The organism is Natrinema sp. CRL1, assembly GCF_059162405.1.
Map to the genome: position 1 here is coordinate 446051 of NZ_JBLVOY010000003.1, position 24710 is coordinate 470760.

Here is a 24710-nt window from a genome sequence, read left to right on the forward strand (position 1 = left end):
AACACTGTCGTCGCCTCGAGAACGCCGTCCACGTCTCCCGCTCAGTCACCCTGCCGAAGCGACGCGCCGTCGAAGTCCATCGAGAGATCGCCCTCGAGTCCGAGCAGATCCGCGATCGTCGGCGTCACGTCGGTCGCGTCGACCGGCTCGTCGCCCTCGAGTGCGGGCGCGGCCGGGCCGCCGAGGCCGAACGCGCCGAACGCCGACTCGTCGACGCGGCCGTGGGAGCCGCCGACCTTCGCGGTGTCGAGCGAGACGAGTCCCTCGTCGCCGAAGAACAGTTCGCAGGGGTCAAAGCCCGGCTTCTTGTGGATGTCCATCTCGGTCGCGTACGGGGGCGCGGCCGCGCGATCGTCCCACCAGTAGTACTGGAACCACGCGTCCCGATCCGCCACGAGGACGATCTCACCCGCGTGGGGGTGATCGATTCCGTACTCGGCCTTGCCCGAGCCCTCGAGTACGGCGTCGATTCCCTCGAGTCCCTCGAGCGCGTCGCGGGCGTCGGCCGCCGAGCCCGGGTCGGCGTAGACGTGTGCGATTTGGTGGTCGACCATGGCGAACGCGTCCGAACCGGGGATGTCGACATCGCCGTCCTCGTCCGTCTCGAGCAGCCCGGCTTCGCGGAGCGCGCGGTTGGGGAACGCCGGTCGATCCACGTCGTGGAAGCCGTACTCGCTGACGAGGGTGAGGAGGGTCTCGTCCCAGCGGTCGGTCCCGGACAGGTCGGCGAGGAAGTCCGCGAGGAGGTCGTCGACGACCGCGAGTTCCTCGTCGAACGCGTCGCTTCCGGGGCCGTTGCTCTGGCCGACGTAGTCCAGATGCGGGACGTAGACCCAGAGCAGGTCGGGATCGAACCGCTCGATCGCCTCGCTCGCGGCCGAGAGAATCCAGCGGCTCCCCGCCTCGTTCGCACCGGGCCCCCAGTAGTTGTGCAGCGGGAAGTGGTCCAATTCGTCCCGGAGGTCGTCGTAGAAGCCGTCCGGGTTGGTCCAGCAGTCCATCTCGAGCATGGTGTTGTCCTCGTCCTCGATCGGCGAGGGCGTGAGCGCGACGTCGGCGCTGGTCCCGATCAGGTGCTGGAAGTTCAGGACGCCGGTGGTCAACCCCGTCTCCTCGCCGGCCGTTTCCCAGATGCGGTCCCGACCGTCGCGGTCGCGCTCCCAGAACGCCGCCGTCTCGCGTTCGCGATCGTACTCGCCGCTCGAGACGTCGCCGTGCTCGGCGGGACCGAGTCCGGTTGCCAGCGTCGTCTGGGCGGGCACCGTCACCGCGGGGAACGGCGGGCGGAGGTCGGTCACCGATTCGGACGGGAAGTGTGACTCGAGGGTTGGCGTTCGCTCGGCGTCGATGTGCTGTGGCTGGAGGCCGACGATATCGAGGACGATCACGCGGCCGACGCTGTCGGTCGTCTCGGGAACGATGGGGTCTGTCATCGGATTTCGGAATCGGATGTCGTAGTCGTGCGATCGAACGGAGCGGTCAGACGCATCAGCGGTGCTGTTCGGCGCAGTCGGTCGGGCGGCCCGGGTGCCGGGAGAAGTCGTGCTCGTCGATCCCGACCGGGGGACTGCCGTCGCGGCCGTCGCTCGTTCGTGCAGTCATTCCCGCGATGGTGCGGTCCGGACGGCTTTCGTTATGACTCGCGTAGCGGGAGTAATCCGGTGTTAGTCGCTTGTAACACCGTATCCCGGCCGTAGAAGCAGCCAATTCGCCGTTCGCAACCTCGCGTTTGCCGATCGAACGATCACAGCACCAAACCGGTCGCTCGTGGCACGGCCGGTATGCGACTTATCGACCCGCACATGCATATGGTCTCGCGCTCGGCCGAGGACTACCGACGAGCGCGACGGGCCGGCATCGAGTGCTATATCGAGCCCGCGTTCTGGAGCGGGCAGGACAAACACAACGCGGGTTCGTTCTTCGACTACTTCGAGCAGATCATCGACCACGAGACCGACCGAGCCGAGCGAGCCGCCGGCATGGACCATTACGTCACGATCGGCTTAGAGCCCAAGGAAGCCAATTACCGCGACATGGCCGAAAAGGTCGTCGACCGGATTCCGGAGTATCTCGACCGCGACCCCGTCGTCGGTGTCGGCGAGATCGGCTTCGATCAGGTCACCGACGACGAGGAGTGGGCGTTCCGCCGCCAGCTCGAGATCGCAGAAGAACGCGAACTCCCGGTTATCGTCCACACGCCGCATACGGACAAGCCGTCCGGAACCGAGCGCATCGTCGACATTATCGAGGAGATGGGCGTCACCCAAGAGCGGATCATCATCGATCACAACACCGAGAACACGATCGACGTTTCGACGCGGACCGACTGCTGGATCGGCTTCACGCTCTATCCGGGCAAGATCGAGGCCGAGTCGGCGATCGACCTGCTCGAGGAGTACGGCACCGACAACATGATCTTCAATAGCGCGGCCGACTGGGATCCCTCCGATCCGCTCGCGGTGCCGAAGGCCCGCGATACGATGCTCGACCGGGGCTGGGACCGCGAGGACGTGCGGAAAGTCGTCTTCGAGAACCCCTACGAGTTCTTCGACCAGTCGCCGAACTTCGACTACGAGGCCTGACGATGCAGTTTGGCTTCTCCACCAACGCGTTTCGGGAGTACCAACTCGAGGACGCCATCGAGTCGATCGCCGACGCGGGCTACGACGGCGTCGAGATCCTGCTCGACGAACCGCACCTGTACCCGCCCGACGCCACCGACGAGGAACGCGAGCGCGTCGAAGAAGTCCTCGAACGACACGGGATCTCCATCAGCAACGCCAACGCGTTCATGCTGACCGCCATCGAGGGTTTTCACCACCCCTCCTACATCGAACCCGACGAGGAGTACCGACAGCGGCGAATCGACTACACCCTCGCGGCGCTCGAGACCGCGGCCGATCTCGGTCACGACTACATCTCGATCGAACCCGGCGGCCCGATCCCCGAGGAAAAATCGCGCGAGTGGGCGCTCGACACCTTCGTCGGCAGTCTCGAGCAAGTCATCCCCACGGCGGAGGAACTCGGCGTCGACCTGCTCGTCGAACCCGAACCCGACCTGCTGATCGAGACCGGCGAGGAGTTCCTCGAACTGCTCGAGCGGATCGACTCCCCGTGCGTGAAGTGTAACTTCGACGCCGGCCACTTCTACGCGGTCGGCGAGGACCCCGCCGAACTGGTCGAGCCGCTCTGGGAGCACACGGCCCACTACCACCTCGAGGACATCCCGGCCGATCGGACCCACGAACACACGCAACTCGGCGACGGGGCGATGGAGATCGACGCCTTCCTCGACGAACTCGAGAACCGCGGCTACGACGGCTTCGTCACCGTCGAACTCTACCCCTACGAGGAGACGCCGATCGAGACTGCGCGGGAGGCGATGGACTACCTCGAGGAACGCGGGTGGGCGTAGGGTGGCCGGCGGCGTCCGGTCGGGAACCGACGGAAACGGCGAGTCGGACGCCCTCGGGGAGCCCGACGCGGACGCCGGTCTGCGGGCCACCGTCGGCACGTACGCGGCGCTGATCCGCGTCCCGAACCTCTTTACCGCGCCGCCGGACGTGATCCTCGGAGCCGCGCTCGTGGCCGCCGTCGGCTCCGATCCGCAGCCGGGTACGGTTGGCGGACTCGCGGGCTGCTCGGTCCTCCTCTACGCCGCCGGCACGACGCTCAACGACGCGTTCGACGCACCGATCGACGCGCGCGAACGGCCCGAACGGCCGATTCCGTCCGGCCGCGTCTCGCGGCGAACCGCGTTCGCGCTGGGGGTCGGGTTGCTGCTCGTCGCTGTCGTCCTCGCCGGCGTCGTCGCGGGCGGGCCGGCTGCCGTCGCCGCCGGATCGATCGCCCTCGCGATCGTCGCCTACGACGGCCTCCTGAAGGGGACCGCCGCCGGCTTCCTCGCGATGGGGGCGACGCGCGGGCTGAACGTCGTCCTCGGGACGACCGCGGCCGGCAGCGTGCTCCTCGAGTCTCCGACCCGATTACTCGCCGTCCCCGCGGTCGTCACCGGCTACATCGCCGCGGTCACGTTCATGGCCGCTCGAGAGACCGAGGGCGGAAACCGGAGCGCTGTCGGGGTCGCCGCCGCGGGCGCGATCGCGGCGGTGCTCGCCGTCGGCTGGTATCTCGTGACTGTCGGCCCGTCGGGGCTCGAGACCGTCGTCGCCCTCGCGTTCGTCGCCGCGTTCTGCTGGTGGGTCGGCCGGCCCCTGCGAGCCGCACGCGCCGAGCCGGTACCGAGCACCGTCGGGCCGGCGGTCGGGGCCTGTATACTCGGCCTCGTCTTGCTCGACGCGGCCTTCGCCGCCGCGACCGGACTCCGCTGGGCGGTCGCCGCCGGCGTGTTCCTCGTCCCGGCGGTCGGCCTCTCGCGTGCCTTCGACGTGACCTGATCCGGTCGCCCCTCGAATGTGACGGGCCAACGAATTAGTGGCGCTCCGCCGTACGACACGCAGATCGATGGTCACACTCGCTTTTTCGACGAACGCGTACGCGCGCCACACCCTCCCGGAGGCGGTTCGCCGTATCGCCGACCACGGCTACGCCGGCGTCGAACTGCTCGGCGACGCCCCCCACGCCTACTTTCCGGAGTTCGGCGACGGCGACCGCGAGGCGCTCCTCGAGGCCCTGTCCGAAACCGGGCTCGCCGTCTCGAACGTCAACGCGAACACGGCGATGGGCTACTACGACGACGCGCCGCCGTCGGCCTTCTTCGAGCCGAGCATCGTTCGAGCCGACGACGCGGCCCGCGAGTGGCGCATCGAGTACACGAAGCGGGCGATCGACCTCGCCGAGGCCGTCGGCTCGCCGGCCGTCTGTCTGGCGACCGGCCGTCCGCTTCCGGGGACGCCGCCCGAGGCGGCCCGCGAGTACCTCCGTGACTCGCTCCACGAGATCCTCGACTACGCCGACCCCCGCGGCGTCGAAGTCGGCATCGAGTACGAACCGGAACTGCTGATCGAGAACACCCACGAAGCGCTCGAGTTGCTCGACGAGATCGGTCGCGACACCCTCGGGATCAACCTCGATATCGGCCACGCGGCCGTCTACGGCGAGGACGTCCCCGAGAGCATCCGCGCCAGCGCCGGCTCCATCACGGGCATCCACCTCGAGGACATCGCGGGCGGCTGCCGTGGGAAACACTACCACCGGATCCCCGGCGAGGGCGACCTCGACTTCGGGGCGATCTTCGACGCGCTCGCGGACGTCGAGTACGACGGCTTTGCCACGCTGGAACTCTACACCTACCCCGACGAACCCGACCGCGCGGCGCGGGAGGCGATGGCGGAACTCGAGAGGGACCCGTAGCCCGCCGCCGGTCGAGAACACCCTCGAGCCGGCCGCCTCCTCAATGCTTTTTACCCCCTGCGACCATTCCACCGAGCGTGAAATACGTCCGCTTCCGCGACCCCGCCGGCGCGGTCCGTCGCGGCGAGTACGAGAACGGCACAGTCCACTTCGCGAACGAGAGCTACGCGCTCGAGAGCGACGAAATCGACGTGCTCCCGCCGTCTGAGCCGTCGAAAATCGTCTGTATCGGCCGCAACTACGCCGACCACGCCGACGAGATGGGCTCCGATCTCCCCGACCGACCGCTCCTCTTCCTGAAGCCGCCGAACGCGGTCGCGAGCCACGGCGACACCGTCACCGCGCCCGCCGGCAAGGATCGGATCGACTACGAGGCCGAACTCGGCGTCGTCATCGGCGAGCAGTGTCGTCACGTGCCGGAATCTGACGCGATGGACGTCGTCGAGGGCTTTACCTGCGTCGACGACATCTCCAACCGCGACGATCAGCGTCAGGAACAGAACTGGATTCGCGGGAAAGCCTTCGACGGAGCCGCACCGCTCGGCCCGGTTCTCGCGACGCCCGACGAGGTTCCCGAGGACGCGGCCGTCACGTCGCGCGTCAACGGCGAGCTCAAACAGGACGGCTCCCGCGAGCAACTCATCTTCTCGATCCCGGAACTGATCGCCGAGATCACGACCTATCTGACCTTAGAGCCCGGCGACGTGATCGCGACCGGCACGCCCGAAGGCGTCGGCCCGCTGTCCGACGGCGACAAGGTCGAGATCGAAATCGACGGCGTCGGCACGCTCGAGCACTCAGTTCGAATTCCCTGAGATCGGTACCCCGAACCGGCACCTCGAGGCCGACCCTCTCGGATCGGACGCTCGGATCGCTCGAGGTCACAGCCGACCGGGAGTCGAACACTTTTCGGCTCGCTCGCAGAACGAGTACGCATGACCGTCAGCTTCGACGCCGTGACGATCGATTGGTTGGGCAACGCGGCCGTCCGACTCGAGGGCCAAACCGGCGCGGTCATCTACGTCGACCCGGTTCTGGGTCGAGACGGCGTGTTGGAGGATGAAGACCCTCGAGACGGAGACCTAATTCTCGTCAGTCACGACCACCACTACGATCCCGACTCGATCGAGCGGGTCGCCCGCGAGGACGCGCTGGTCGTCGTCCACGAGTCGGTCGCGACGGCTGCAAGCGAGAGCGGTAGTGTCGACGAACGGCCGGAAGCACTGCCGCTCGAGGTCGAACGCGTCCGCGCCGACGAATCGTTCGTCCTCGGGCCGCTCGATCTGTTCACGACGCCGGCGTACAACGATCCGACCGGCCCGCACACGGACGAGGACGGAAGGGCGGCTCACCCCGAGGGACAGGGCTGTGGCTTCGGCGTCACCGTCGACGGCATCACCGCGTTCTGGCCCGGCGACACCGACGTGTTGCCGTTTCACCGGGAGATGGACGCCGATCTCTTGCTCTCGCCGATCGATGGGACGGTCACGATGGATCGCCACGAGGCCGCGTCGCTGGCCGCCGACATCGGCCCCGATCTCGTCTTGCCGGTCCGCTACGATCCCGTCCACGCGGGCGAAATCGATGTCGACGCGTTCGTGATCGACGTCGCGAGACGCGGCGTCCCGGTCGTCCTCGACGAGTAGGCACATCGGTCCGTTCTCACACGCCGACTCGAGACCAGGCGAAGAGCGCGATTGCGGCCAGTGCCAGCACGCTGAGTGCGATCCACTGCCCGAACCCGGAGTCGGCGATCGGGGCGAAGAAGTCGACGAGACCGGACCCCTGCAAGAGGCCGAGCCCGAGGAGGATCATGGCACCGATGGCGATCAACCCGACCGTGATCCCCTCTTTCATCATCCACGCGGCCTCGTCGGCTTCTTGGGCGTTGGAGGTCGTCGGTTCGTCTATCGCGCCCTCGTCGGGGTCGCTGTGCAACGGCCGTTCGTCGTTTTTGTCGTCCGCCATGTCACTATTCTAGACGGTGAGTGGCCTCGCAGACGGGTACCGGTTGTACCTGCAGACACAGGGCGAGCGAGAACGCGACCGAGACGGTCAGTGCCCGCAGCCAAGGTGTGACCGCCACCCGCATCGAGCGTTTCCGTCATGACAGGGATTTCACAGAGATACCCGCGATTCGCACGATATAAGTACGCAGTGGGGAATTCTCCGACACTCATGACTGGCGTTACCACAGTGAAACGGAGACGGCCCACTGGAACGGTCTCGGGCCTCGAGACGAGACCGCACACAGCCGGTGATCACGATGGCCGGTGAGGAAGCCGCGGAGGTTCCCGAGCCGAGCCTTGAGTACCCGGAGCGGGACTGGCGCGGGTTCTTCAAGGAACACTTCGGCCCGTCGATGCTGTGGGCGCTGATCAGTATCGGCGGCAGCCACATCGTCCTGGCACCCACGCTCGGCGGCAGCTTCGGACTCGTGGCGATCTGGATGTTCGGGCTCATCTACGTCGCAAAATACGGGGCGTGGGAACTCGGCATCCGGTACAACTACGGCGTCGGCGCGAACCCGATCGAAGCCTACGACCAGCTTCCCGGTCCCAAAAACTGGGCGCTGTGGGTGACGATCCTCGTCTTTACGGGCATGTATACGTTCATCACCGCCAGCGTCGGGATGAACACCGCGGCCTTTGCCGCCGCGTTGACTCCCGAGTGGTTCACCGCGACCGCCGCGTACATCACCCTCGTCGGCGGGGCGGGCTTGCTCGTCACGTTCTCGCGGTACAGCCTGCTCGAGACGGTGCTGATCGCCTTTACCGTCGCGCTGGGAGTCATCCTCTTGGTGGGCGTGATCGTCGGACCGCCGTCGGGCGACATCGTCGCCGAAACGGCCTTTACGGTGCCCGACCTGACTGGGCCGGTCTTCGTCGGCCTGTTCGCCGCCGCCGCCGGCTTCGCGCCGACCGGATTCAGTACGAGCATCCTGATCGGCAGCTGGAGCATGGCGAAAGGCGACGGCGCGAGCGAACTCGAGGAACGCGGGCTCGATCCCGACGATCCGAAACACCACGACTACATCCGGGCGTGGATCCAAACCGGCCGCCGCGACTTCAATATCGGGTACGTCTTTAGCTTCTTGCTGATCGTGGCGATGGTGGTCCTCGCGTCGAACGTCCTCTATCCCGAGCCGCCGACGGACGCGAACCTCGCCGTCGCGATCGGGTCGGTACTGAGCGACTCCTTCGGCGAGTGGTCGTACTACGCCATGCTAATCGGTGGGTTCGCGGCGCTGTACTCGACCGTGATCACGCTGCTCGACGGCGCCGCCCGAGCCACCGGCGACATCCTGCCGATGGCGCTGGAAAACGACGACATCGACAGCGAGCGGGTCCGGAAACTCGTCGTCCTCGGTGCCGTCGTCGGCAGCAGCGCGATGGTCCTCGCACTCGGCGAGGTGCCGGTGACACTGTTGCTCTACGTCGCCGCCCTCCTCGCGGTCACGGAGATCTTCTTCTACCCCGCGAACTGGTACGTCGTCGAGAAGAACCTCCCCGAGCCGTTCCGCCCGTCGCGAGCGTGGCACGCCTACTACGTCGTCAGCCTCGTCCTCGTGCTCGTCTTCGGCGCGATGGGCGCGGCCGTTCGACTCGGACTCATCGGGTAGTCGGCGACCGCGTTCGATCCGAACTCGCGGCCGTCGACGCCGCGATCGATTCTTTCGGCTCTCGTCTCTCGACTATCGATGGAGTCGAGTCGGGTGCGCGACGCTCGGCTCCCCAATTGAGCGGACGATAAGATCATGACTCGAGGAAAGCGGTGCCTACAGGACGCCCATCTCGCTGAGCCGTTCAGGGAGATACGTATCCGTCACGAAGTCGAGCCCGTGAGAAGCCAGCGACTGCTGTTCGGACTTCTTTCCGAGTTCGAGTTGGAGTTCGATCTGTTCCTCCCAGTAGTCGGTCTGGAAGCGCGGGTCCTCGAGTTCGCTCTCCAAGGCGTTGATGTCGGAGTCCGCCAGCGGATCGGTCGGCAGTTCGTACTCGACGATATCGGCGGGCTGGATGCCGATGAAGTCCGCCTCGGGCGTCGCGAGGTACTCCGAGAGGTGGGCGGACTTGATCGAGCCGTAGGCGACGGAGCCGTAGATGCGGTACGACCACGGGTCCCCGTCAGTGAACACCGTCACCGGCAGGTCGAGTTCGTCGTGGAGTCGCTTCGTGATGCGGCGGGTTGCCCGTGCGGGCTGGCCCTTGAGGTGGACGATCAGCGCGTTGTACTCCTCGTCGAAGCCGTTTTCGACGAGTCGGTCGCGCATGCCACCCGTCTCCACCGCGAGGATGAAGTCGGCGTCACAGTCCAGGAAGTCGATCGTGTCGGGGTTGTTCGGAATCTGGTAGCCGCCCTCGCCGACGTCTTCCTGACAGTGGATCTTCCGCTCACCGCGGCGGGTCTGCTCTCGCAGATACAGCGGCCCCATGATCGTCGCGCCCGACTCCTCGGGGCGCATGTGGAAGTCCTCGCGGGTGACCCCCGAGACGATCTCTAAGTCCTCGACCATGCTGTTCGACTCGTCCTGATCGTTGAATTGGGCCTCGTCGTTGTCCCAGCTCTCCGAGAGGTAGTAGAGTTCACGCAGGGTCGACGAGCGGTCCTCCTCGAGTTGTTCCGAGAGGAACTCGATTGTGTAGATCGCCTTCAGGAGCTTCCGCGCGCCGCGGACGGAGTTGGCAGACCGGGTCGACTCGCGGTCGCCGTAGACCCAGACGTCCATCTCCTCGTCGTACTCGATGTTGTTCTTCGTCCGTGTCGGCACGGACATGTGTGGAATCTCGCCCAGTTCGAACTGATCGTAGAACTGCGCCGCGAGATCGATCAACTGCTCTCGTGCCTGTTCGGTATCGTCTGCGCTCATTGTTTCACCGTCAACTTCTCGCTCTCGACGCCTTTGACATCCAGATCGAACGTCGCGTCGTCCGGTACCTCGTACTCGAGGGCCGCCTCGTCGTCGCTTTTCACCTCGGGCTCCCACTTGACGAACCACTCGCCGTCCATCTCGACGACGGTCGCGCCGTCGGAGAGATCGGTGGGCTCGGCCGAGACGATGTCGGTGATTTCGAGGGACTCGTTCGTCCCCGAGTTGTTCTCGACGACGACGGAGACGGCCTGTCCGTTGCCGTTTGCCGCCACCTCTCGCTCGACGAGGACGTTGTTCATGATGCGAGCGATCGCGTCGTCGATGTCGGGTTCGTCGCGGCCGGTGACTTCGGCGACCTTCTCGGCCATCTCCGGGAGGATCTTCCCGAGGACGTTCTGTTTCTTCCGGCGCTGTTGCATCGACCGGCGCTTGTTGAGGTAGCTCTTCAGGTCGCGTGCGGCCTCCCGGATCGCGAGTTCGATCTCGTCTTCGATTTCGGGGACGTTCGCGACGGCGTCTTTCGATTCGCTGGTAAAGGGAACGTTCGTCGAGGCGACGTGGACCATGATCACGACCGGGCCGTTGGGCAGGCCGGAGCCGCCGGGCTGGTCGAGGCCGTAGTTGCGCCAGCCGATCGACTTGACTACGTCCGTCGTCGCACAGGCACCCCGCTGGTAGACCAGCGGGACCCGATTTGCAAAGCGCATGACCTCACCGGTGCCCTCGGCTGGCAGGTCGCCGCCGTAGGCGATCCCGGCCTCGACGATGAACGGATCGCCGCCGGAGACACCCGCGTCGCGGGTCGCCGAGGCGAAGAAGTCGGCGTCGAACTCCTTCTCGAGGCCGGCGGTGATCAGGTCCTCCGAAATGGGTGCGAGACACCGCGTCGGCGGTGCCATGATGTCGGTCGCGCGCATCGCGTCAACGAGGTTGCTGGTGGCGTCGCGGTCGCCGTCGAGTTCGCGGACGAGCGGCGGGTCGTCCGGGACGGTGGCCATCACGTCCCAGATGGCTTCCGTGACGTTCTCGCGGGCGGTCTCGCCGAATGAGACGTCGTCGTACTCCTCGGTGAGGTCCGCGGCCCGGTCGACGAACTCTCGAAGAGCCTCGTTGGTGAACCGGTGGCGAACGTCCTCGGGATCCTCGAACTTGCCCGCAAGCCGGTCGGCGAAGGCGTGGATGACCTCGTCGTCCTTGCGGGTGCTCGTCGCGCCGTCCGCGAGATCGTAGAGGTCGGCGACGAGCCTCGAGTCGCCGTCGGCGTCGGTCGGCGTCTCGCTTTCGTCGGCCGTCTCGGCTGCAGCGTCACCGTCTGCCTCGGCGGCGTCGATTAGCTCGAGCCAGACGGCCTCGACGGCGTTTTCCCGAACGGTGTCGCCGAACGTCGTTCCGTGGTCGTCCTCGACCGCCTCGGCGGCCGACTCGACGGCCTCGCGCAGTTCGAAGTGGGCGATGCGATCGGCGTCCGCGACCGCGTCGGCGATGGCGTCGGCGAACGCGGCCGTCGCGTCGGCACCCTTGTTCGCGGTCGCGTCCTCGACCGCGGCGTGGAGGTCGATCGATTCGTGAGAGGCGGGTGGCCGCCAGCGCATCTCGCGGCCGTAGTGGCGGTCGCGGAACGCGTCGATGATCGAGTCGGCGGTCTTCTTCCCGACGCGGGTGAACTCCTCCTGGACGAACCCGGAGACCGTCTGGGAGTCCGTCGCGGTGAGCATCTTCATCACGGTGCCGAGTTCGACGCCGTGGGGGTGAGGGCGGATCTCTTCGGTCTCCTCGGGAAGCTGGTCGGTCGCGCGCTCGAACTTGAAGTGTTCCTGCGGTTCGCGCAACTCGAGGCGGGCGTGGGGATTGACGACCGCCGTGTGCTTGATGTAGTCGTGGAGTTGCTGGCGGGCGCGCATGTTGGCCTCCATCTCGAGTTCGATGCGGGTGCCGTGAGGGCGGTCCCACGTGGTCGTCTCCTCGACGCTGATCTCGGGCTCGTTGCTGTCGGTATCGACGATGAGTTCGAAGTACTCGGCTTCCTCGGAGCCCTGCGTCCGACTGGTGATCTTCGCGGGTTTCCCGCTGGTCAGCTGGGCGTACAGAACTGCAGCAGAGATACCGATCCCCTGCTGACCGCGGGATTGTTCGCGTGCGTGAAAGCGAGAGCCGTAGAGCAGTTTCCCGAAAACTTTCGGGAGCGTTTCTTTCGTGAGTCCCGGGCCATTGTCCTCGACGATCAGGCGGTAGTAGTCGCCGGCTTCCTGAATCTCGACGTAGATATCCGGGAGAATTCCCGACTCCTCGGCGGCGTCTAAGGCGTTGTCGACGGCCTCCTTGACGGCCGTGACGAGGCCTCGAGCACCGCTATCGAAGCCGAGCATGTGCTTGTTCTTCTCGAAGAACTCGGCGATGGAGATCGACTGCTGGCTCTCGGCCAGCTCCTCGGCGATCCCCGGCTCGTCACCGAGTGTCGACTGGAACGACGTCATCGTCCTCCCATACTAACGGCGGGGCTAAAAGCTGTGTGCTACCGGAGTGAAAGTGGATCCGTAACGGGGTCCGCGATGGCTCGATGGCGATTCGACCCGCGATCGGGGAAGGGTCCGGCTCAGAAGGTGATAATCTCGTAGTCGTCGCCAACCAGCGAGCGGACGCTCGGATGGCCGCCGTTGTCGTCGATCGTGACGACACCGGCATCGTCGACCGCTTCGCCGACGCCGAACGCGCCGGCACAGTAGTCGCAGGCGGCCGCCTCGTCGCTGACGGACTGATAGAGGTCGTGGTAGTCGTGGTCTTCGTCCTCGAGTTCCGGGATCCACTGGGTCCCGGCACCGTCGAAGATGAGTTCGAGTTCGTCGTCGGGGTTCTCGGCGAACTCCTTTGCCGCCTCGAGGCCGTTGACGAGACGGCCGGTGTCGCTGTGCGACTCGGTGCCTGCCAGAATGATAATCGCAGCGTTCGTCATTACGAACGGTCGTATGCCGCGGGGTCACAAAAGGAACCTGCGGTCGTGCATAACGGGTGCAAAGCCGTCGCCGGCCGCGATAGTTCGACGCCCCGAACGGTCTCGAGAGTCGAGTCGGGAGGGCAGACTCGCGGTGCCGTCTCAGTGGCTGTGATCGTGGCCCCCGCCGCGCGTGAACTCCCCGGAGAACGCCCGCTGGACGACCTCCGAGAGCGCGGGGTGGATGTGGACCGACTCCCGAACGTCCCGAACCGTCCCGGTACCCGCCGTCATGGCTACGACGACCTCCTGAATCAGATCCGAGGCCGCCGGCCCGATGATGTGACAGCCCAGAATCTCGCCCTCGAGGTCGATGAGCAACTTGACGAACCCCTCGGCGTTCATCGCGCTCCCGCGAGCGGTCTCCTCGTAGCGGGAGGTTCGTTTGGCGTACTCGCGTCCGTCTGCGCGCAGTTCCTGCTCGGTGAGTCCGACGCCGGCGACCTCCGGCGAGGCGAAGACGGCGAAGGGCATCGCGGAGTAGTCGACCGGCTCGAGGGCCTCACCGAAGCGGTTTCGCGCGACGGCTCGGGCCTCGTGGTTCGCGTTGTGTTTCAGCAGGTACTCGCCGACGATATCGCCGAGCGCCCAGACGCCGTCAGCGGTCGTCCGCAGGTATTCGTCGGTCTCGACGAATCCGGCCGCGTCGGTCTCGATACCGGCGGTCTCGACGTTCAGCGTGTCCGTGTTGGGGACGCGGCCGGCCGCTACGAGCAGTTCGCCGCCGGTGACGGAGACCGTCTCGCCGGGCTCGGTCGTCTCCGCGTCCGCGTCGCCGTCGGACTCCGAAAAGGGCCGCGCCTCGATGGTGATCGATCCCCCGGACTGTACGGCCGCCGTGGCCTCGTAGCCGGTGTACAGGTCGAATCTGTCCGCGTACCGTTCGGTGAACTCGGCCGCTACTTCCTCGTCGGCGTCGGGGAGCAGATTCGGCCGCCGGCCGACGATCGACACGTCGCTGCCGAAGGTGCCGAAAAAGTGGCCCAGTTCGGCCGCGATGTAGCCGCCGCCGACGATCACGAGGTGATCCGGCGGGGACTCGAGTTGCAGCGCCTCCCGGCTGGTGAGATAGTCGACGGACTCGATGCCGTCGATCGACGGGATCGCCGGACGGGTCCCGGCCGCCACGAGGACGGTGCCGGCGGTGAGCCGCTCGCCGTCGTGGTCGCCGCCGACGAGTTCGATCGTCCGCTCGTCGACGAACCGGCCCTCCGCTCGGTACAGGTCGTGGCGGTCCGACGAAGAGAGGCCGCGCTCGATCGCGTCGGAACTGCCGTGAACGTCCGCGGTGACCTCGCGGACGATTTCGGCAAACGCTACGTCCTCGACGGTCGTGTCGATGTGGAACACGTCGGCCCGTTCGATCGTCTCCAGCACGTCGGCGTGGTACAGCAGCTGCTTCGAGGGGATACAGCCCCGGTTGAGGCAGGTCCCGCCGAGTCGCCCCTTCTCGACGACTGCGACCGACTGCCCCTGATTCGCCGCCGCGTTTGCCACGTCCAGTCCCGATCCGGAGCCGATGACGAGAAAGTCGTACTCCTCCATGGGTGGCAAACGACTCCGAACGCCATGAATATCAGGCCGCGTTTCTGCCGAGCCCGGGCGGAATCCCGTCCGGTGGTCTCGGAGAACTACCGCGAGCTGCCCCTGTACTACTCCTCGACCGGCGGCCACTCCCACGCGTCCGCCTCGACCACGCCGAGGAGCCGCCGTCGCCGGTCGGTCAGATCGGCGAGCGCGTCGGCGAACGCCTCGTCGGAGCGGGTCGAGATATTGTCTTCGCGCAGGCGCTCGAGGTCCGGTGCCCGCGGGACCGACGGCGCGGGGTCGATGAACGACGCGTCCAACGTCTCGAGGTAGCTTTCGGTACTCGAGCGGCCGGTCTCGACGATCGCCGGGTCGAGCCCCTCGCCCTCCGGGAGCGCGTATCGGGAGAGCATGAGCGCCTCGTCGAGGATCGGAACGGCGACGGCCGAGGCCCGATCGGCCTGCTCGCTGTGGTAGTAGTGCAGAATCGGATAGGACTTGTGCTGCTCGGCGAGGGTGCTTAGGTCCGCCGCGAGGGTCTCGACGGTCAACTCGAGGCCTCGGAAGTCCTCCCCGTTCCAGCCGGCCCGGAGGAACGCTTCGCTGCGATCGCCGAGCCCGGTGACGGTGCTGGCAAAGGAGCGTTTGTCCGAGACGGCACCGAGGACGGTCAGGACGTAGGAGACGCCGAGGGTGACGAAGGCCATCCCGGTAGCCGTCGTCAGCGCGCTGGCGATCTCCCAGACGTCGCCGCCGTACACCGGGGTGTAATCCCCGTTGCCGTCGGTGAACATGGTGTAGGCGACGTAGTAGAGCCGGCCCCACCAGTTTGCAGGACCGCCGGTGCGGCTGTTGACGACGGCGTAGGGATCGCTCGCGAAGATTATCGTCCAGCCGAGCCAGATGAGGCCGATCCACGTCGCGAGCGTGAGCGTCAGAGTGAGCGGCCCGGCGAGGCCGAGCGCGCGGTCTCGGTCCCCAGTCGCGGCGCGGAGCCCCTTCCAGACGGCGGTCGTGAGCCGGCCCGAAACCGGCCCGGAGCCCCCGTCGACCCACAGCGTCGTCCAGATGATGTCGACGATCGCGGTGACGAGGATGGCGATACCGACGACGAGGTAAACCGGGTTCATTCGACGACCGCTCGCTCCTCGACGACGTCCGCGAGCACTTGCGCGATCTCGGCGTTGGTCTCGGGACTGTAGTGACCGCCCTCCCCGCGCTCGACGTACAGCGACTCGACGTCGCCGTCCGCGGGCGAGAGGTGGGTCGCCATGTCGATCGTCGTCAGCTCGTCGTACCGGTCGTCGAGCCGGTCCATCAGGTCGCCGTAGATCGGGCCGTGTTCGGACTCGTAGGTCGCGTACCGAAGCTGCTGGACCATCACGAACATCGGCTCGAAATCCTGCTCGTCGGCGTAGTCGACGAACTCCGCGATGAGCGCGTCGAAGAGATTCTCGTGGCTGTCGAACAGGCGCTCGTGGTATCGCACGCGAGGCCGCTCGAGCCGCAGCGCAGATTGGGTCTGGGCCAGATCGAAGTCGATCCCCGGAATCGACCGCCCGAGCCGGCGCTCGAGTTCCTTTCCGGCCGTATACCCGGCGTACCGGAGGTGTTCGTCCTTCTCGAGGAAATCGGCCGCGTAGGGCCGCGTCGCGAAATGGGGGTTGAACCAGTGGTCGTAGTGGAAGTCGTACTCCCGGAGGAAGTCTGCCTTCGACTCGAGGTCGAGCAACTCCTCTTTCTCGTCGACGGGGCTCTCGATGCGCTCGAGGTCGCCGTCCTCGAGGACGTATCGGGGTTTGACCGCGAGGATATTGCCGAACTCCTGATAGTGTTTCCAGACCGAGAGGATGCGCGCGATCGAAGAGGCGGTGACGACCATGAAGACGTGGTCGGTCGGATCGTCGGGATACTGGCGTTTGAGCCGCATCAGCGCCTGATCAAGGCCGTAGTTGCCGCCGCCGTAGTTGGCGACGTGCGTGTCGAGTTCCTGCGCGAGGTAGTGCTGAAAGGTGTCATCGTTGTCGACCTCCCGGCAGAAACAGTAGGAGTCGCCGTAGGTCGAGACGGTGAGGTCGGCGTCGGGATCGCGCTCTCTCGCCGGGCAGACCCGGCTCGCGTACTCGTCGGTCGAGTAGGTGACGACGCTGCGGACCTCCTCACCGGGGAGGTGGTCGCCCGTGTCCTTCTGTTTCTCCCGGTTTGGCTGCGGACACCAGCCCAGTTCGGGATCGAAGCTGCTGAACTTCCCCAGTAGCTCCCGGTCGATCTCGGGAAACTCCTCGGTGGCGACCGAGGGAATCCGTTCGAGCGCTCGATACGACACGACCTCGAGAATCACCGCGCCGACGACGAGTGCGAGCACTATCGCGACGAGCGGAAGCATCGGACCACCCTACCAGAACGGGGAATAAGTGGATTTTGCCGGAGTATGCCACAGTCACGGTCCGCGAGAGGAGCCGCCCCGATACCGGCTCTGCGAACCGTCGCCGCGTCAGGTCGCCGTCCGCCGCACGTCCGCGTCCCGGCGGCGTTCGCGGATTCGGAAGACACCGTACGACCCCACCCCGAACGCGAGCAGGCCGACGACGATGTCGGACCAGAACCCGAGGCCGGTGGCGATCTCGGCGACGCCCGATCCCGCGCCGAACAGGAACGGCGACGCGACGAGCCACAGCCCGAGGAGCGCGACGAGAACGGCGACGCCGAGGCTCCCGAACGTCTCGTTCGACCGGCGGTAGTAGTTGTACGCGCCGGCGACGAACAGCGTTGCTCCGACGAGCACGTCGTTCAAGAACTGGCCCGCGGCGAGGTCGAGGGCGACGGCCTGTGTGACCAGCGCGAGCCCGAGTAGGCCGGCGACCGCCGACGGCCGTTTCCCTCGTTCGTCCGGGTTCGGTGCGAACGGCGTTCTGTCCCCGCCAGTCAGTCCCTCGTCGCCGCGGGTGTTGTCCTCGGACGCGCCGTCCTCGTCGCCCCGCCACGGCGTTTCGGGATTTTCCGTGCCGTCGTACTCGCTCATCGTGCTCTCGAGTCGCAGTCGGCCCCTCGGCGCAAAGAGTTCGCTGCCCGTGTTTGCAGGGTCCGCGGGACCGGTGGGGCTCGCCCGTCGCGGCAGCCTCACCGAACGACGGTGACCGGTACCGGCGAGTGTCTGACGACCACTTCGGCGACGCTTCCCAACAGGATCCGCGCAACGCCAGACCGGCCGTGGCTGCCGATGACGATGTGATCGACCGGCTGCGCTTTGGCGTACTCGAGGATCTCCTGTGCCGGGGTTCCGATCCTCGCCCGCGTCTCGATCCCGATCCCGTGCTCGGCGGCGATTTCCTCGGCCGCCTCGAGCCGGTCGGCGGCTTCGCCGAACAGCGCCTCGTTCTCGTCCGGGTCGGGGTCGGCGGTGTTCGGGATGTACGGGAGCGAGGTGGTGTCGACGGCGGTCAGGACGACGAACTCGCCGTCGGGAAAGAGGTCGAAGGCGTGAACGAGGGCGTCGTCGGCGGGGTCGGAGTCGTCGAACGGGACGAGGATCCGCGGTGCCATGGTCGTCAACGTCGCTCCGCGATCCCTTCAGTCTGGTTCCGGCAGTCCGTGGATGCCGCGTCCGCCGGATCGTCCCCGCGGTTCAGAGAGCGAGATAGGGGCCGACGCCCAGCAGGACGACCCCGAGTGCCACCTTCAGTCTCTCGGGGTCGATGGCGTGGGCGACCCGCCAACCGACGACGACGCCGAACAGCAGCGGCGTGCCGACGACGACCGCGAGCGGGACGAGGACGTTCCCCTGCAGGAAGTAGCCCGACGCCGCGAAGGTCGCGATGAAGATCGACTGGACCTGCGCGACCGCGACGGCGAGCAACATCGGCACGCCGACGAGCACCAGCGCGGGGACGGCGAGCACGGGGCCGCCGATCCCCAACAGGCCGCTGCAAACCCCGAGAGCGAAGCCCAGGCCCGCCAACACGAGTTTGCCGGAACGAGTCAGGGGCTCGAGGTCGTAGATCGGACTGAACCCGCGGCGTTCCCGGTAGAGGATGATCCCGCCGACGGCCGTCGCGACGCCGCCGAGTAGGAGCCCGAACACCGAGCGCGGCACGAAGGCGTTGACGTACGCGCCGACGAGCGCGCCGAGGACGCTCGCGGCGCTGAGGACGATCGCGATCGCGCGGCTCTCGCCGGTGTTCATCTCCCCGGAGTGGAGGTAGGCCGCGCTGCCGACCAGCCCCGTGACCACGAACGTCGCGTGGGCGGTCCCGGCGACCTGACTCGAGGCCAGCGGGGTCAGCGAGTACAGCGCGATCGTCACGAAGATGCCACCGGGACCGATCGTGGTGATGCCGATACCGGAGAAGAAGGCGATCGAGACGAGCAACAGGACGAGCGAGAGGTCGAAGGGCAATCCGAGCATCGAGGGGCGAGTTATCCGGTAGTCCGTGGCGCTCGAACTAATCCTTCCGATTTCGGGCCTTTCGGGTCAGCGACGGATCAAATTATCGAGTACAGTCGTCAGTTCCTGACCGACTCAGCCGATCGAACGAGGCCGCGTTCTCGAGCGCGGGACTCGAGGAGCGATCGTGTGCTCGCACGGTCGATACCTCGGGTCGCGATCAGAGAATCCCCACGATCGTCTCGTAGAGCGACTGGATCGTGGTGAGACTGCCGATCAGCAAGACGAGTCCCGCCGCGACGAACCCGAGGTTTTCGTACCACTCGATGTCGTAGTACTTGTTCACGGCTCCGATGAGCGCGAAGACCGTCACCGGAAGTCCGATCGCGCCGTTGACCGCCGGCATGATGATCGCCATCTCCACGGGGCCGAACCCGGTGTAGACCAGCATCGCCAGGGCGATGATCGCCGACAGGACGATCAGGCTGACGACGGTCCGTCGGAACGCGACGTCGCCGAAGACCGTGTCGCGGCCGAGCGACTGCGGGACCATGAACCCAGCACCGAACAGCGTCCCGGTCGCCGACGTGATGCTCGCGAGAAACGCCGCGAGGACGAAGACGACGAGCGCCCCCTGGCCGAGGATGTCCGCCAGCGGAACACCGGGGCCGGTCAGCGTCATCTCGCCTTCCGAGAGCGTGACCGCCGAGACGATCATCACGAAGCTCCCGATGGTGAGCGTCGTCGCGATGCCGGCGGCGTTGTCCCGGCGGTACTTCCAGATGTCGTCCCACTCTTTCGTCGGCTTGATGCTCGACTGAATGAAGAAGTTCGGCCAGTAGACGGTCGTCCCCAGCAGGGCGATGACCGCCGTGAGATAGCCGATTTCGTTCTGGAGGATCGGCACGAGTCCGCCGGCGACCGACTGCCACGGGACGTCAAGTCCGACGAGGAGCAGCCCGTACGAGCCGAACACGGCGAAGACGGCGGCTGCGATCGCGGCCTCGACGCGGTCGTAGACTTTGAGTTCGACGATGGCGAGCCCCCCGCCGGCGGCGAGGAGGATGCCGACGATCACGTTGTCGAGGCCCGGAAGGAGCCACGCGAGCGCCGCGCCCGCGACGGCGTAGTTCGAGACGGCCCACAGCGCGGACATCAGCGACATCAGGACCACGACGGCGGAGCCGCCGATCGGGAGAACGTCGACGATGTAGTCGGCGAGCGGTTCGTCAGTGACCGCCAGTCGCGCGCTCATGTCGTGGAGCGCGATGTCGATGAGGAAGGCAAGCGGCAGCACCCACAGCAGGGAGAACGCGAAGTTCGCGCCCGTGTCGGCGAGGATATAGACCGAGCCCGCACCGAATACGTTCGCTGCGAACAGGACGCCCAGTCCGTATTTGTAGAGCGCGCCGTGAATCGCTTCGCCACCGGGAACGACGTCGACGACCGTCGAGGTGGACGCCGACTGTTCGCTCACGCGGGATCACCCCGGCGCTCGAGGACTGGGCTGACAGTCGACAGGCCGTCAGCGGACGGTCCACGCGTCGATCGCTCGACGGTGGCCGGTAGCCGCGGGACCGACTGATCGGCGCTCGAGCGATCGCCGTTGTGATCTAGAATCGTGACACGGGTATCTCCGAAATTAGTTGCCCTGAGGCAGCGACTAAAGCCGTTCCGCGGATTTATTTTATTCACTTGTTCGACATTTCTACCCGGCGCGGTACTGTGTTCTCTCATGTGTCGGGGCCGAAAAGCGGCAGATGACTTTCCCCTCGGACCCAGCCGTCAGGGGGCTCGAGGGGACCCGTTGGTGTAGTCATCCGTTCACTGTGGTACGGAACGCTGTACCGAAACCAACGACCGGGACTCGTTTGAGTGAAAAGCTTGAGATGGCAGCCAATCTTTCAAGTAGATGGGCTGAGTAAGCAATACTTACTGGGTCGAGGCGACGAAAATGCGATAGCGGTGGGTCGGCAATGGGAAATCGCAACCGACCCGGAGTCGCCAGCCCGAACCGATCGCCGTCTCGGGGAACAGTGGGGCCGTTTCGTATCGGGACGACCGAAGTTGCCTTCAGAAGAAGGCCTATAAATCACTATCCCTTACCCGAGGTGAAGACCAACGAAACCTATGCAAGGACAATCCCAACAGCAGGCCTACGACCGGGGGATCACCATCTTCTCCCCGGACGGACGCCTCTACCAGGTCGAGTACGCACGCGAGGCCGTCAAACGGGGGACTGCGAGCGTCGGGCTCCGCACGCCCGACGGCGTCGTCCTCGCCGCCAACCGGCAGGTCAGCTCGCCGCTCATGGAACGCTCGAGCGTCGAGAAGATCCACAAGGCCGACGAGCACATCGGCGTCGCAAGCGCCGGTCACGTCGCCGACGCCCGCCAGCTCGTCGATCTCGCACGCCGCCGCGCGCAGGGCGAACAGCTCCGCTACGGCCAGCAGATCGGCGTCGAGACGCTGACCCGATCGGTCACCGACCACATTCAGGAGTACACCCAGACCGGCGGCGCGCGTCCCTTCGGCGTCGCCCTTCTCGTCGGCGGGATCGAGGACGGCGAGCCGAAACTGTTCGAAACTGACCCCTCGGGCACGGACTACGAGTGGAAGGCGGCCGCCATCGGCGGCAGCCGCGATGTCATTCAGGGCTACCTCGAGGAGAACTACCGCGAGGATCTCGACGTCGACGGCGGCCTCGAACTCGCCGTGAGCGCGCTCAGCGAACCCGAAGACGAGGTCGTCGCCGCCGAAGACGTCGACGTCGCGACGATCACCACCGAGGACGAATCGTTCCACTCGGTTGACGACGACCGCCTTGAGTCGATCATCGCGGAGATCGAGACGGAGGAAAGCGATGAATAACTGGACCGGCGCGTCGGGCCCGCAGGGCAACGCCGACCCGTCGCCGTACGACCCCGAACTCGGCTCGCTCCCCAACGGATCGCAGGGCGACGAGCACGGTGACACCGTCAACAAGACCGGAACGACGACCATCGGCATCACGACCGACGAGGGCGTCGTCATCGCGACGGACATGCGCGCCAGTCTGGGCGGGCGATTCGTCTCGAACAAGGATGTCCAGAAGGTCGAGCAGATCCACCCGACGGGAGCGCTGACCCTCGTCGGCTCGGTCGGCGGCGCACAATCGTTCATCCGAACGCTGCGCTCCGAGGTCAACCTCTATGAATCCCGACGCGGCGAGACGATGCCGATCGAGGCACTGGCCACGCTCGCGGGCAACTTCGCCCGCGGCGGCCCCTTCCGCGCGATCAACCCCATCCTGGGCGGCGTCGACAGCGAGGGCAGCCACGTCTACAGCATCGACCCCGCGGGCGGCGTGATGGCAGACGACTACACGGTCACCGGCAGCGGGATGCAACTGGCCTACGGCCTCCTCGAGCAGGAGTACGAGGAGGGCCTCTCGCTTGAGGAAGCCCAGTCGGTCGCGGCTCGCGCGATCAAAAGCGCCGTCGAGCGCGACACCGGTTCGGGCAACGGCGTCTTCCTCGCCGAGGTCACGGACGAGGGCGTCGACATTCAGGGTCACAACGACTTCGACGCGGTCATCTAAGGGCCGTTTCCCGTTCGTTCGATCGCTTTGGCAGCGGCTCGACTGTTCGCGCTCGCGCGCGTACACGTGACTTTTATTAGGGCCGGACCACTACCCGAAAGCAGGTTTTACATGTCCCAGGAAAGCGAGTACGGCGCCGGACAGATTCAGGTCTTAGAGGGCCTGGAGGCTGTGCGAAAGCGACCGGCGATGTACATCGGCTCTACCGATTCTCGAGGCCTCCACCATCTCGTCTACGAAGTGGTGGACAACTCGATCGACGAGGCACTGGCCGGCCACTGTGACGACATCACTGTCTCCATCCACGAGGATGGCTCGGTGAGCGTCGCCGACGATGGCCGCGGCATTCCCGTCGATACCCACGAGGAGTACGACCGCCCTGCACTCGAGGTTATTCTCACTGTCCTCCACGCCGGCGGCAAGTTCGACAACAAGTCCTATCAGGTCTCCGGCGGCCTCCACGGCGTCGGCGTCAGCGTTGTCAACGCCCTCTCCGAACGCCTCGAGGCCGAGGTCAAACGCGACGGAGCCGTCTTCCGCCACGCGTTCGAAGCAGGCGAACCCGTCGGTGACATGGAGCGGGTCCGCAACATGGAGCCGGACGAGGAGACGGGCACCCAGATCCGGTTCTGGCCCGACACGGGCATCTTCGAGACCGGCGAGATGGCCTTCTCGACGCTGTCGAACCGGCTTCGGGAACTGGCCTTCCTCAACTCCGGCGTCCGCATCACGCTCCGTGACGAGCGCATCGATGCCGACGACGACGAGCCCGTCGCCGAGACTTACGAGTACGACGGCGGGATTCGCGAGTTCGTCGAGTATCTCAACGAGACGCGCTCGGCGATGCACGAGGACATCATCTACTTCGAGGACGAAGAACAGAACATCCAGGTCGAGGTCGCGATGCAGGCCACACAGGAACTGCAGGGCTCGATCCACGCCTTCGCGAACAATATCAACACCCGCGAGGGCGGGACCCACCTCACCGGATTCAAAACCGCGCTCACCCGCACGGTCAACGACTACGCCAACGAGAACGATCTCCTCTCCGACCTCGATAACAACCTCTCGGGCGAGGACATCCGCGAGGGACTGACCGCAGTCATCTCGATCAAACACCCCGATCCCCAGTTCGAAGGCCAGACGAAGACGAAACTCGGCAACTCCGAAGTTCGGGGGATCGTCGAGAGCGCCATGCACGAGGGCCTGGGAACCTACTTCGAGGAACATCCCGACACCGCCCAAGCGATCGTGATGAAGGCCGTCGAGGCCGCGAAGGCCCGGATGGCGGCCAAGAAGGCCGAGGAGCTGACGCGCCGAAAATCGGCACTCGACTCCACATCGCTGCCCGGCAAACTGGCCGACTGCCAGACCAAAGAGCCGGAGGAAGCCGAACTGTTCATCGCGGAGGGTGACTCCGCGGGCGGCAGCGCGAAACAGGCCCGAAATCCGGAGTTCCAGGCCATCCTCCCGATCAAAGGGAAGATCCTCAACGTCGAGAAACACCGCCTCGACCGCATCCTCGAGAACGACGAGATCCGGAACATGATCACCGCGATCGGCGCGGGGATCGGCGACGAGTTCGACATCGACGACGTCCGGTACAAGAAGATCATCATGGCGACCGACGCCGACGTCGACGGCGCACACATCCGCACCCTGCTGTTGACGTTCTTCTACCGGCACATGCGCCCGCTGCTCGAGGGCGGCTACGTCTACGCGACCCAGCCACCGCTCTATCGCATCCGGTATCGCGGGGAGACCTACGACGCGATGACGGAAGCCGAACGCGATCAGATCGTCGAAGAGAAATGCGACGGCAACCCCTCGCAGGTCCAGCGGTTCAAGGGACTCGGCGAAATGAACCCCCAGCAACTCTGGGACACGACGATGGACCCGGACAACCGCATCCTCAAACAGATCACGATCGAGGACGCGGCCGCGGCGGACAAGATGTTCTCCGTCCTGATGGGCGATGCCGTCGAACCCCGCAAGCAGTTCATCAAAGATCACGCTCCGGAGGCGGAGTGGATCGATATCTAAC

Annotated in this window: 22 protein-coding genes; 10 read left to right on the forward strand and 12 right to left on the reverse strand. The window is 66.0% G+C overall.

Annotation, left to right across the window (positions count from 1 at the left end; all coding sequences use genetic code 11):
- Positions 1–41: 41 nt before the first annotated feature.
- Positions 42–1433 carry an alkaline phosphatase family protein gene (locus ACJYUO_RS13095; RefSeq protein WP_494345798.1) on the reverse strand — a complete coding sequence of 464 codons (1392 nt, stop codon included), beginning with the start codon at positions 1431–1433 and terminating at the stop codon, positions 42–44.
- 348 nt (positions 1434–1781) lie between these two features.
- On the opposite strand from ACJYUO_RS13095, the gene ACJYUO_RS13100 reads away from it, so the two are divergent.
- The 6 genes from ACJYUO_RS13100 (at position 1782) to ACJYUO_RS13125 (ending at position 6959) form a co-directional block, all read left to right on the forward strand.
- Complete coding sequence (locus ACJYUO_RS13100) at positions 1782–2582, forward strand: TatD family hydrolase (RefSeq protein WP_494345799.1); 801 nt, start codon at positions 1782–1784, stop codon at positions 2580–2582.
- A gap of 2 nt (positions 2583–2584) precedes the next feature.
- Positions 2585–3415: a sugar phosphate isomerase/epimerase family protein gene (locus ACJYUO_RS13105; protein ID WP_494345800.1), complete on the forward strand. Its 831-nt coding sequence runs from the start codon at positions 2585–2587 to the stop codon at positions 3413–3415.
- A 1-nt stretch (position 3416) separates the two neighbouring features.
- Positions 3417–4397, forward strand: a complete 981-nt coding sequence (locus ACJYUO_RS13110; protein WP_494345801.1) for a UbiA family prenyltransferase — start codon at positions 3417–3419, stop codon at positions 4395–4397.
- Positions 4398–4464: 67 nt separating this feature from the next.
- A complete protein-coding gene (locus ACJYUO_RS13115; protein WP_494345802.1) occupies positions 4465–5313 on the forward strand; it encodes a sugar phosphate isomerase/epimerase family protein in 849 nt (282 codons plus the stop codon).
- Between the two features lie 77 nt (positions 5314–5390).
- Entirely contained in the window at positions 5391–6128 is a 738-nt protein-coding gene (locus ACJYUO_RS13120) for a fumarylacetoacetate hydrolase family protein (RefSeq protein WP_494345803.1), read from the forward strand.
- A 120-nt stretch (positions 6129–6248) separates the two neighbouring features.
- Positions 6249–6959: an MBL fold metallo-hydrolase gene (locus ACJYUO_RS13125; RefSeq protein WP_494345804.1), complete on the forward strand. Its 711-nt coding sequence runs from the start codon at positions 6249–6251 to the stop codon at positions 6957–6959.
- 16 nt (positions 6960–6975) lie between these two features.
- Here ACJYUO_RS13125 and ACJYUO_RS13130 read toward each other — a convergent pair whose 3' ends face one another.
- Positions 6976–7281: a hypothetical protein gene (locus ACJYUO_RS13130; protein ID WP_494345805.1), complete on the reverse strand. Its 306-nt coding sequence runs from the start codon at positions 7279–7281 to the stop codon at positions 6976–6978.
- Positions 7282–7579: 298 nt separating this feature from the next.
- Here ACJYUO_RS13130 and ACJYUO_RS13135 point away from each other — a divergent pair, with 298 nt between their 5' ends.
- Positions 7580–8935 carry an Nramp family divalent metal transporter gene (locus ACJYUO_RS13135; protein ID WP_494345806.1) on the forward strand — a complete coding sequence of 452 codons (1356 nt, stop codon included), beginning with the start codon at positions 7580–7582 and terminating at the stop codon, positions 8933–8935.
- 156 nt (positions 8936–9091) lie between these two features.
- Here the strand turns inward: ACJYUO_RS13135 and ACJYUO_RS13140 are convergent, their stop codons facing one another.
- The 10 genes from ACJYUO_RS13140 to ACJYUO_RS13185 all read right to left on the reverse strand — a co-directional run bounded on the left by ACJYUO_RS13140 (position 9092) and on the right by ACJYUO_RS13185 (position 20563).
- Complete coding sequence (locus tag ACJYUO_RS13140; protein WP_494345807.1) at positions 9092–10183, reverse strand: DNA topoisomerase IV subunit A; 1092 nt, start codon at positions 10181–10183, stop codon at positions 9092–9094.
- Positions 10180–12660, reverse strand: a complete 2481-nt coding sequence (locus ACJYUO_RS13145; protein ID WP_494345808.1) for a DNA topoisomerase VI subunit B — start codon at positions 12658–12660, stop codon at positions 10180–10182. The genes ACJYUO_RS13140 and ACJYUO_RS13145 overlap by 4 nt, the downstream gene beginning before the upstream one ends.
- A gap of 119 nt (positions 12661–12779) precedes the next feature.
- Positions 12780–13136 (reverse strand): DsrE family protein, encoded by a 357-nt coding sequence (locus tag ACJYUO_RS13150; RefSeq protein WP_494345809.1) that lies wholly within the window; start codon positions 13134–13136, stop codon positions 12780–12782.
- Between the two features lie 141 nt (positions 13137–13277).
- Positions 13278–14720, reverse strand: coding sequence for a dihydrolipoyl dehydrogenase (locus ACJYUO_RS13155; RefSeq protein ID WP_494345810.1), 1443 nt, complete (start codon positions 14718–14720; stop codon positions 13278–13280).
- 107 nt (positions 14721–14827) lie between these two features.
- On the reverse strand, positions 14828–15832 hold the full coding sequence (locus tag ACJYUO_RS13160; RefSeq protein ID WP_494345811.1) for a two pore domain potassium channel family protein: 1005 nt from the start codon (positions 15830–15832) through the stop codon (positions 14828–14830).
- A complete protein-coding gene (locus ACJYUO_RS13165) occupies positions 15829–17088 on the reverse strand; it encodes a hypothetical protein (protein WP_494345812.1) in 1260 nt (419 codons plus the stop codon). The genes ACJYUO_RS13160 and ACJYUO_RS13165 overlap by 4 nt, the downstream gene beginning before the upstream one ends.
- Before the next feature lie 108 nt (positions 17089–17196).
- Positions 17197–17724, reverse strand: a complete 528-nt coding sequence (locus ACJYUO_RS13170; protein ID WP_494345813.1) for an SPW repeat domain-containing protein — start codon at positions 17722–17724, stop codon at positions 17197–17199.
- A 98-nt stretch (positions 17725–17822) separates the two neighbouring features.
- Positions 17823–18245, reverse strand: a complete 423-nt coding sequence (locus ACJYUO_RS13175; RefSeq protein ID WP_494345814.1) for a universal stress protein — start codon at positions 18243–18245, stop codon at positions 17823–17825.
- Positions 18246–18327: 82 nt separating this feature from the next.
- A complete protein-coding gene (locus tag ACJYUO_RS13180) occupies positions 18328–19107 on the reverse strand; it encodes a sulfite exporter TauE/SafE family protein (protein ID WP_494345815.1) in 780 nt (259 codons plus the stop codon).
- Positions 19108–19306: 199 nt separating this feature from the next.
- A complete protein-coding gene (locus ACJYUO_RS13185) occupies positions 19307–20563 on the reverse strand; it encodes a divalent metal cation transporter (protein ID WP_494345816.1) in 1257 nt (418 codons plus the stop codon).
- A 653-nt stretch (positions 20564–21216) separates the two neighbouring features.
- Between ACJYUO_RS13185 and psmA the strand changes: the two genes are divergently transcribed.
- The 3 genes from psmA to gyrB all read left to right on the forward strand — a co-directional run bounded on the left by psmA (position 21217) and on the right by gyrB (position 24709).
- A complete protein-coding gene (gene psmA, locus ACJYUO_RS13190) occupies positions 21217–21957 on the forward strand; it encodes an archaeal proteasome endopeptidase complex subunit alpha (RefSeq protein WP_494345817.1) in 741 nt (246 codons plus the stop codon).
- On the forward strand, positions 21950–22666 hold the full coding sequence (gene psmB, locus ACJYUO_RS13195) for an archaeal proteasome endopeptidase complex subunit beta (protein ID WP_494345818.1): 717 nt from the start codon (positions 21950–21952) through the stop codon (positions 22664–22666). The genes psmA and psmB overlap by 8 nt, the downstream gene beginning before the upstream one ends.
- 111 nt (positions 22667–22777) lie before the next feature.
- Positions 22778–24709 (forward strand): DNA topoisomerase (ATP-hydrolyzing) subunit B, encoded by a 1932-nt coding sequence (gene gyrB, locus ACJYUO_RS13200; protein ID WP_494345819.1) that lies wholly within the window; start codon positions 22778–22780, stop codon positions 24707–24709.
- Position 24710: the final 1 nt, after the last annotated feature.

Bases quoted from the DNA above. Each gene is read 5' to 3' on its own strand.
- ACJYUO_RS13095 (WP_494345798.1), bottom strand. From the start codon at position 1,433: ATGACAGACCCCATCGTTCCCGAGACGACCGACAGCGTCGGCCGCGTG.
- ACJYUO_RS13100 (WP_494345799.1), top strand. From the start codon at position 1,782: ATGCGACTTATCGACCCGCACATGCATATGGTCTCGCGCTCGGCCGAG.
- ACJYUO_RS13105 (WP_494345800.1), top strand. From the start codon at position 2,585: ATGCAGTTTGGCTTCTCCACCAACGCGTTTCGGGAGTACCAACTCGAG.
- ACJYUO_RS13115 (WP_494345802.1), top strand. From the start codon at position 4,465: ATGGTCACACTCGCTTTTTCGACGAACGCGTACGCGCGCCACACCCTC.
- ACJYUO_RS13125 (WP_494345804.1), top strand. From the start codon at position 6,249: ATGACCGTCAGCTTCGACGCCGTGACGATCGATTGGTTGGGCAACGCG.
- ACJYUO_RS13130 (WP_494345805.1), bottom strand. From the start codon at position 7,281: ATGGCGGACGACAAAAACGACGAACGGCCGTTGCACAGCGACCCCGAC.
- ACJYUO_RS13135 (WP_494345806.1), top strand. From the start codon at position 7,580: ATGGCCGGTGAGGAAGCCGCGGAGGTTCCCGAGCCGAGCCTTGAGTAC.
- ACJYUO_RS13140 (WP_494345807.1), bottom strand. From the start codon at position 10,183: ATGAGCGCAGACGATACCGAACAGGCACGAGAGCAGTTGATCGATCTC.
- ACJYUO_RS13145 (WP_494345808.1), bottom strand. From the start codon at position 12,660: ATGACGTCGTTCCAGTCGACACTCGGTGACGAGCCGGGGATCGCCGAG.
- ACJYUO_RS13150 (WP_494345809.1), bottom strand. From the start codon at position 13,136: ATGACGAACGCTGCGATTATCATTCTGGCAGGCACCGAGTCGCACAGC.
- ACJYUO_RS13155 (WP_494345810.1), bottom strand. From the start codon at position 14,720: ATGGAGGAGTACGACTTTCTCGTCATCGGCTCCGGATCGGGACTGGAC.
- ACJYUO_RS13160 (WP_494345811.1), bottom strand. From the start codon at position 15,832: ATGAACCCGGTTTACCTCGTCGTCGGTATCGCCATCCTCGTCACCGCG.
- ACJYUO_RS13165 (WP_494345812.1), bottom strand. From the start codon at position 17,088: ATGCTTCCGCTCGTCGCGATAGTGCTCGCACTCGTCGTCGGCGCGGTG.
- ACJYUO_RS13170 (WP_494345813.1), bottom strand. From the start codon at position 17,724: ATGAGCGAGTACGACGGCACGGAAAATCCCGAAACGCCGTGGCGGGGC.
- ACJYUO_RS13175 (WP_494345814.1), bottom strand. From the start codon at position 18,245: ATGGCACCGCGGATCCTCGTCCCGTTCGACGACTCCGACCCCGCCGAC.
- ACJYUO_RS13180 (WP_494345815.1), bottom strand. From the start codon at position 19,107: ATGCTCGGATTGCCCTTCGACCTCTCGCTCGTCCTGTTGCTCGTCTCG.
- psmA (WP_494345817.1), top strand. From the start codon at position 21,217: ATGCAAGGACAATCCCAACAGCAGGCCTACGACCGGGGGATCACCATC.
- psmB (WP_494345818.1), top strand. From the start codon at position 21,950: ATGAATAACTGGACCGGCGCGTCGGGCCCGCAGGGCAACGCCGACCCG.
- gyrB (WP_494345819.1), top strand. From the start codon at position 22,778: ATGTCCCAGGAAAGCGAGTACGGCGCCGGACAGATTCAGGTCTTAGAG.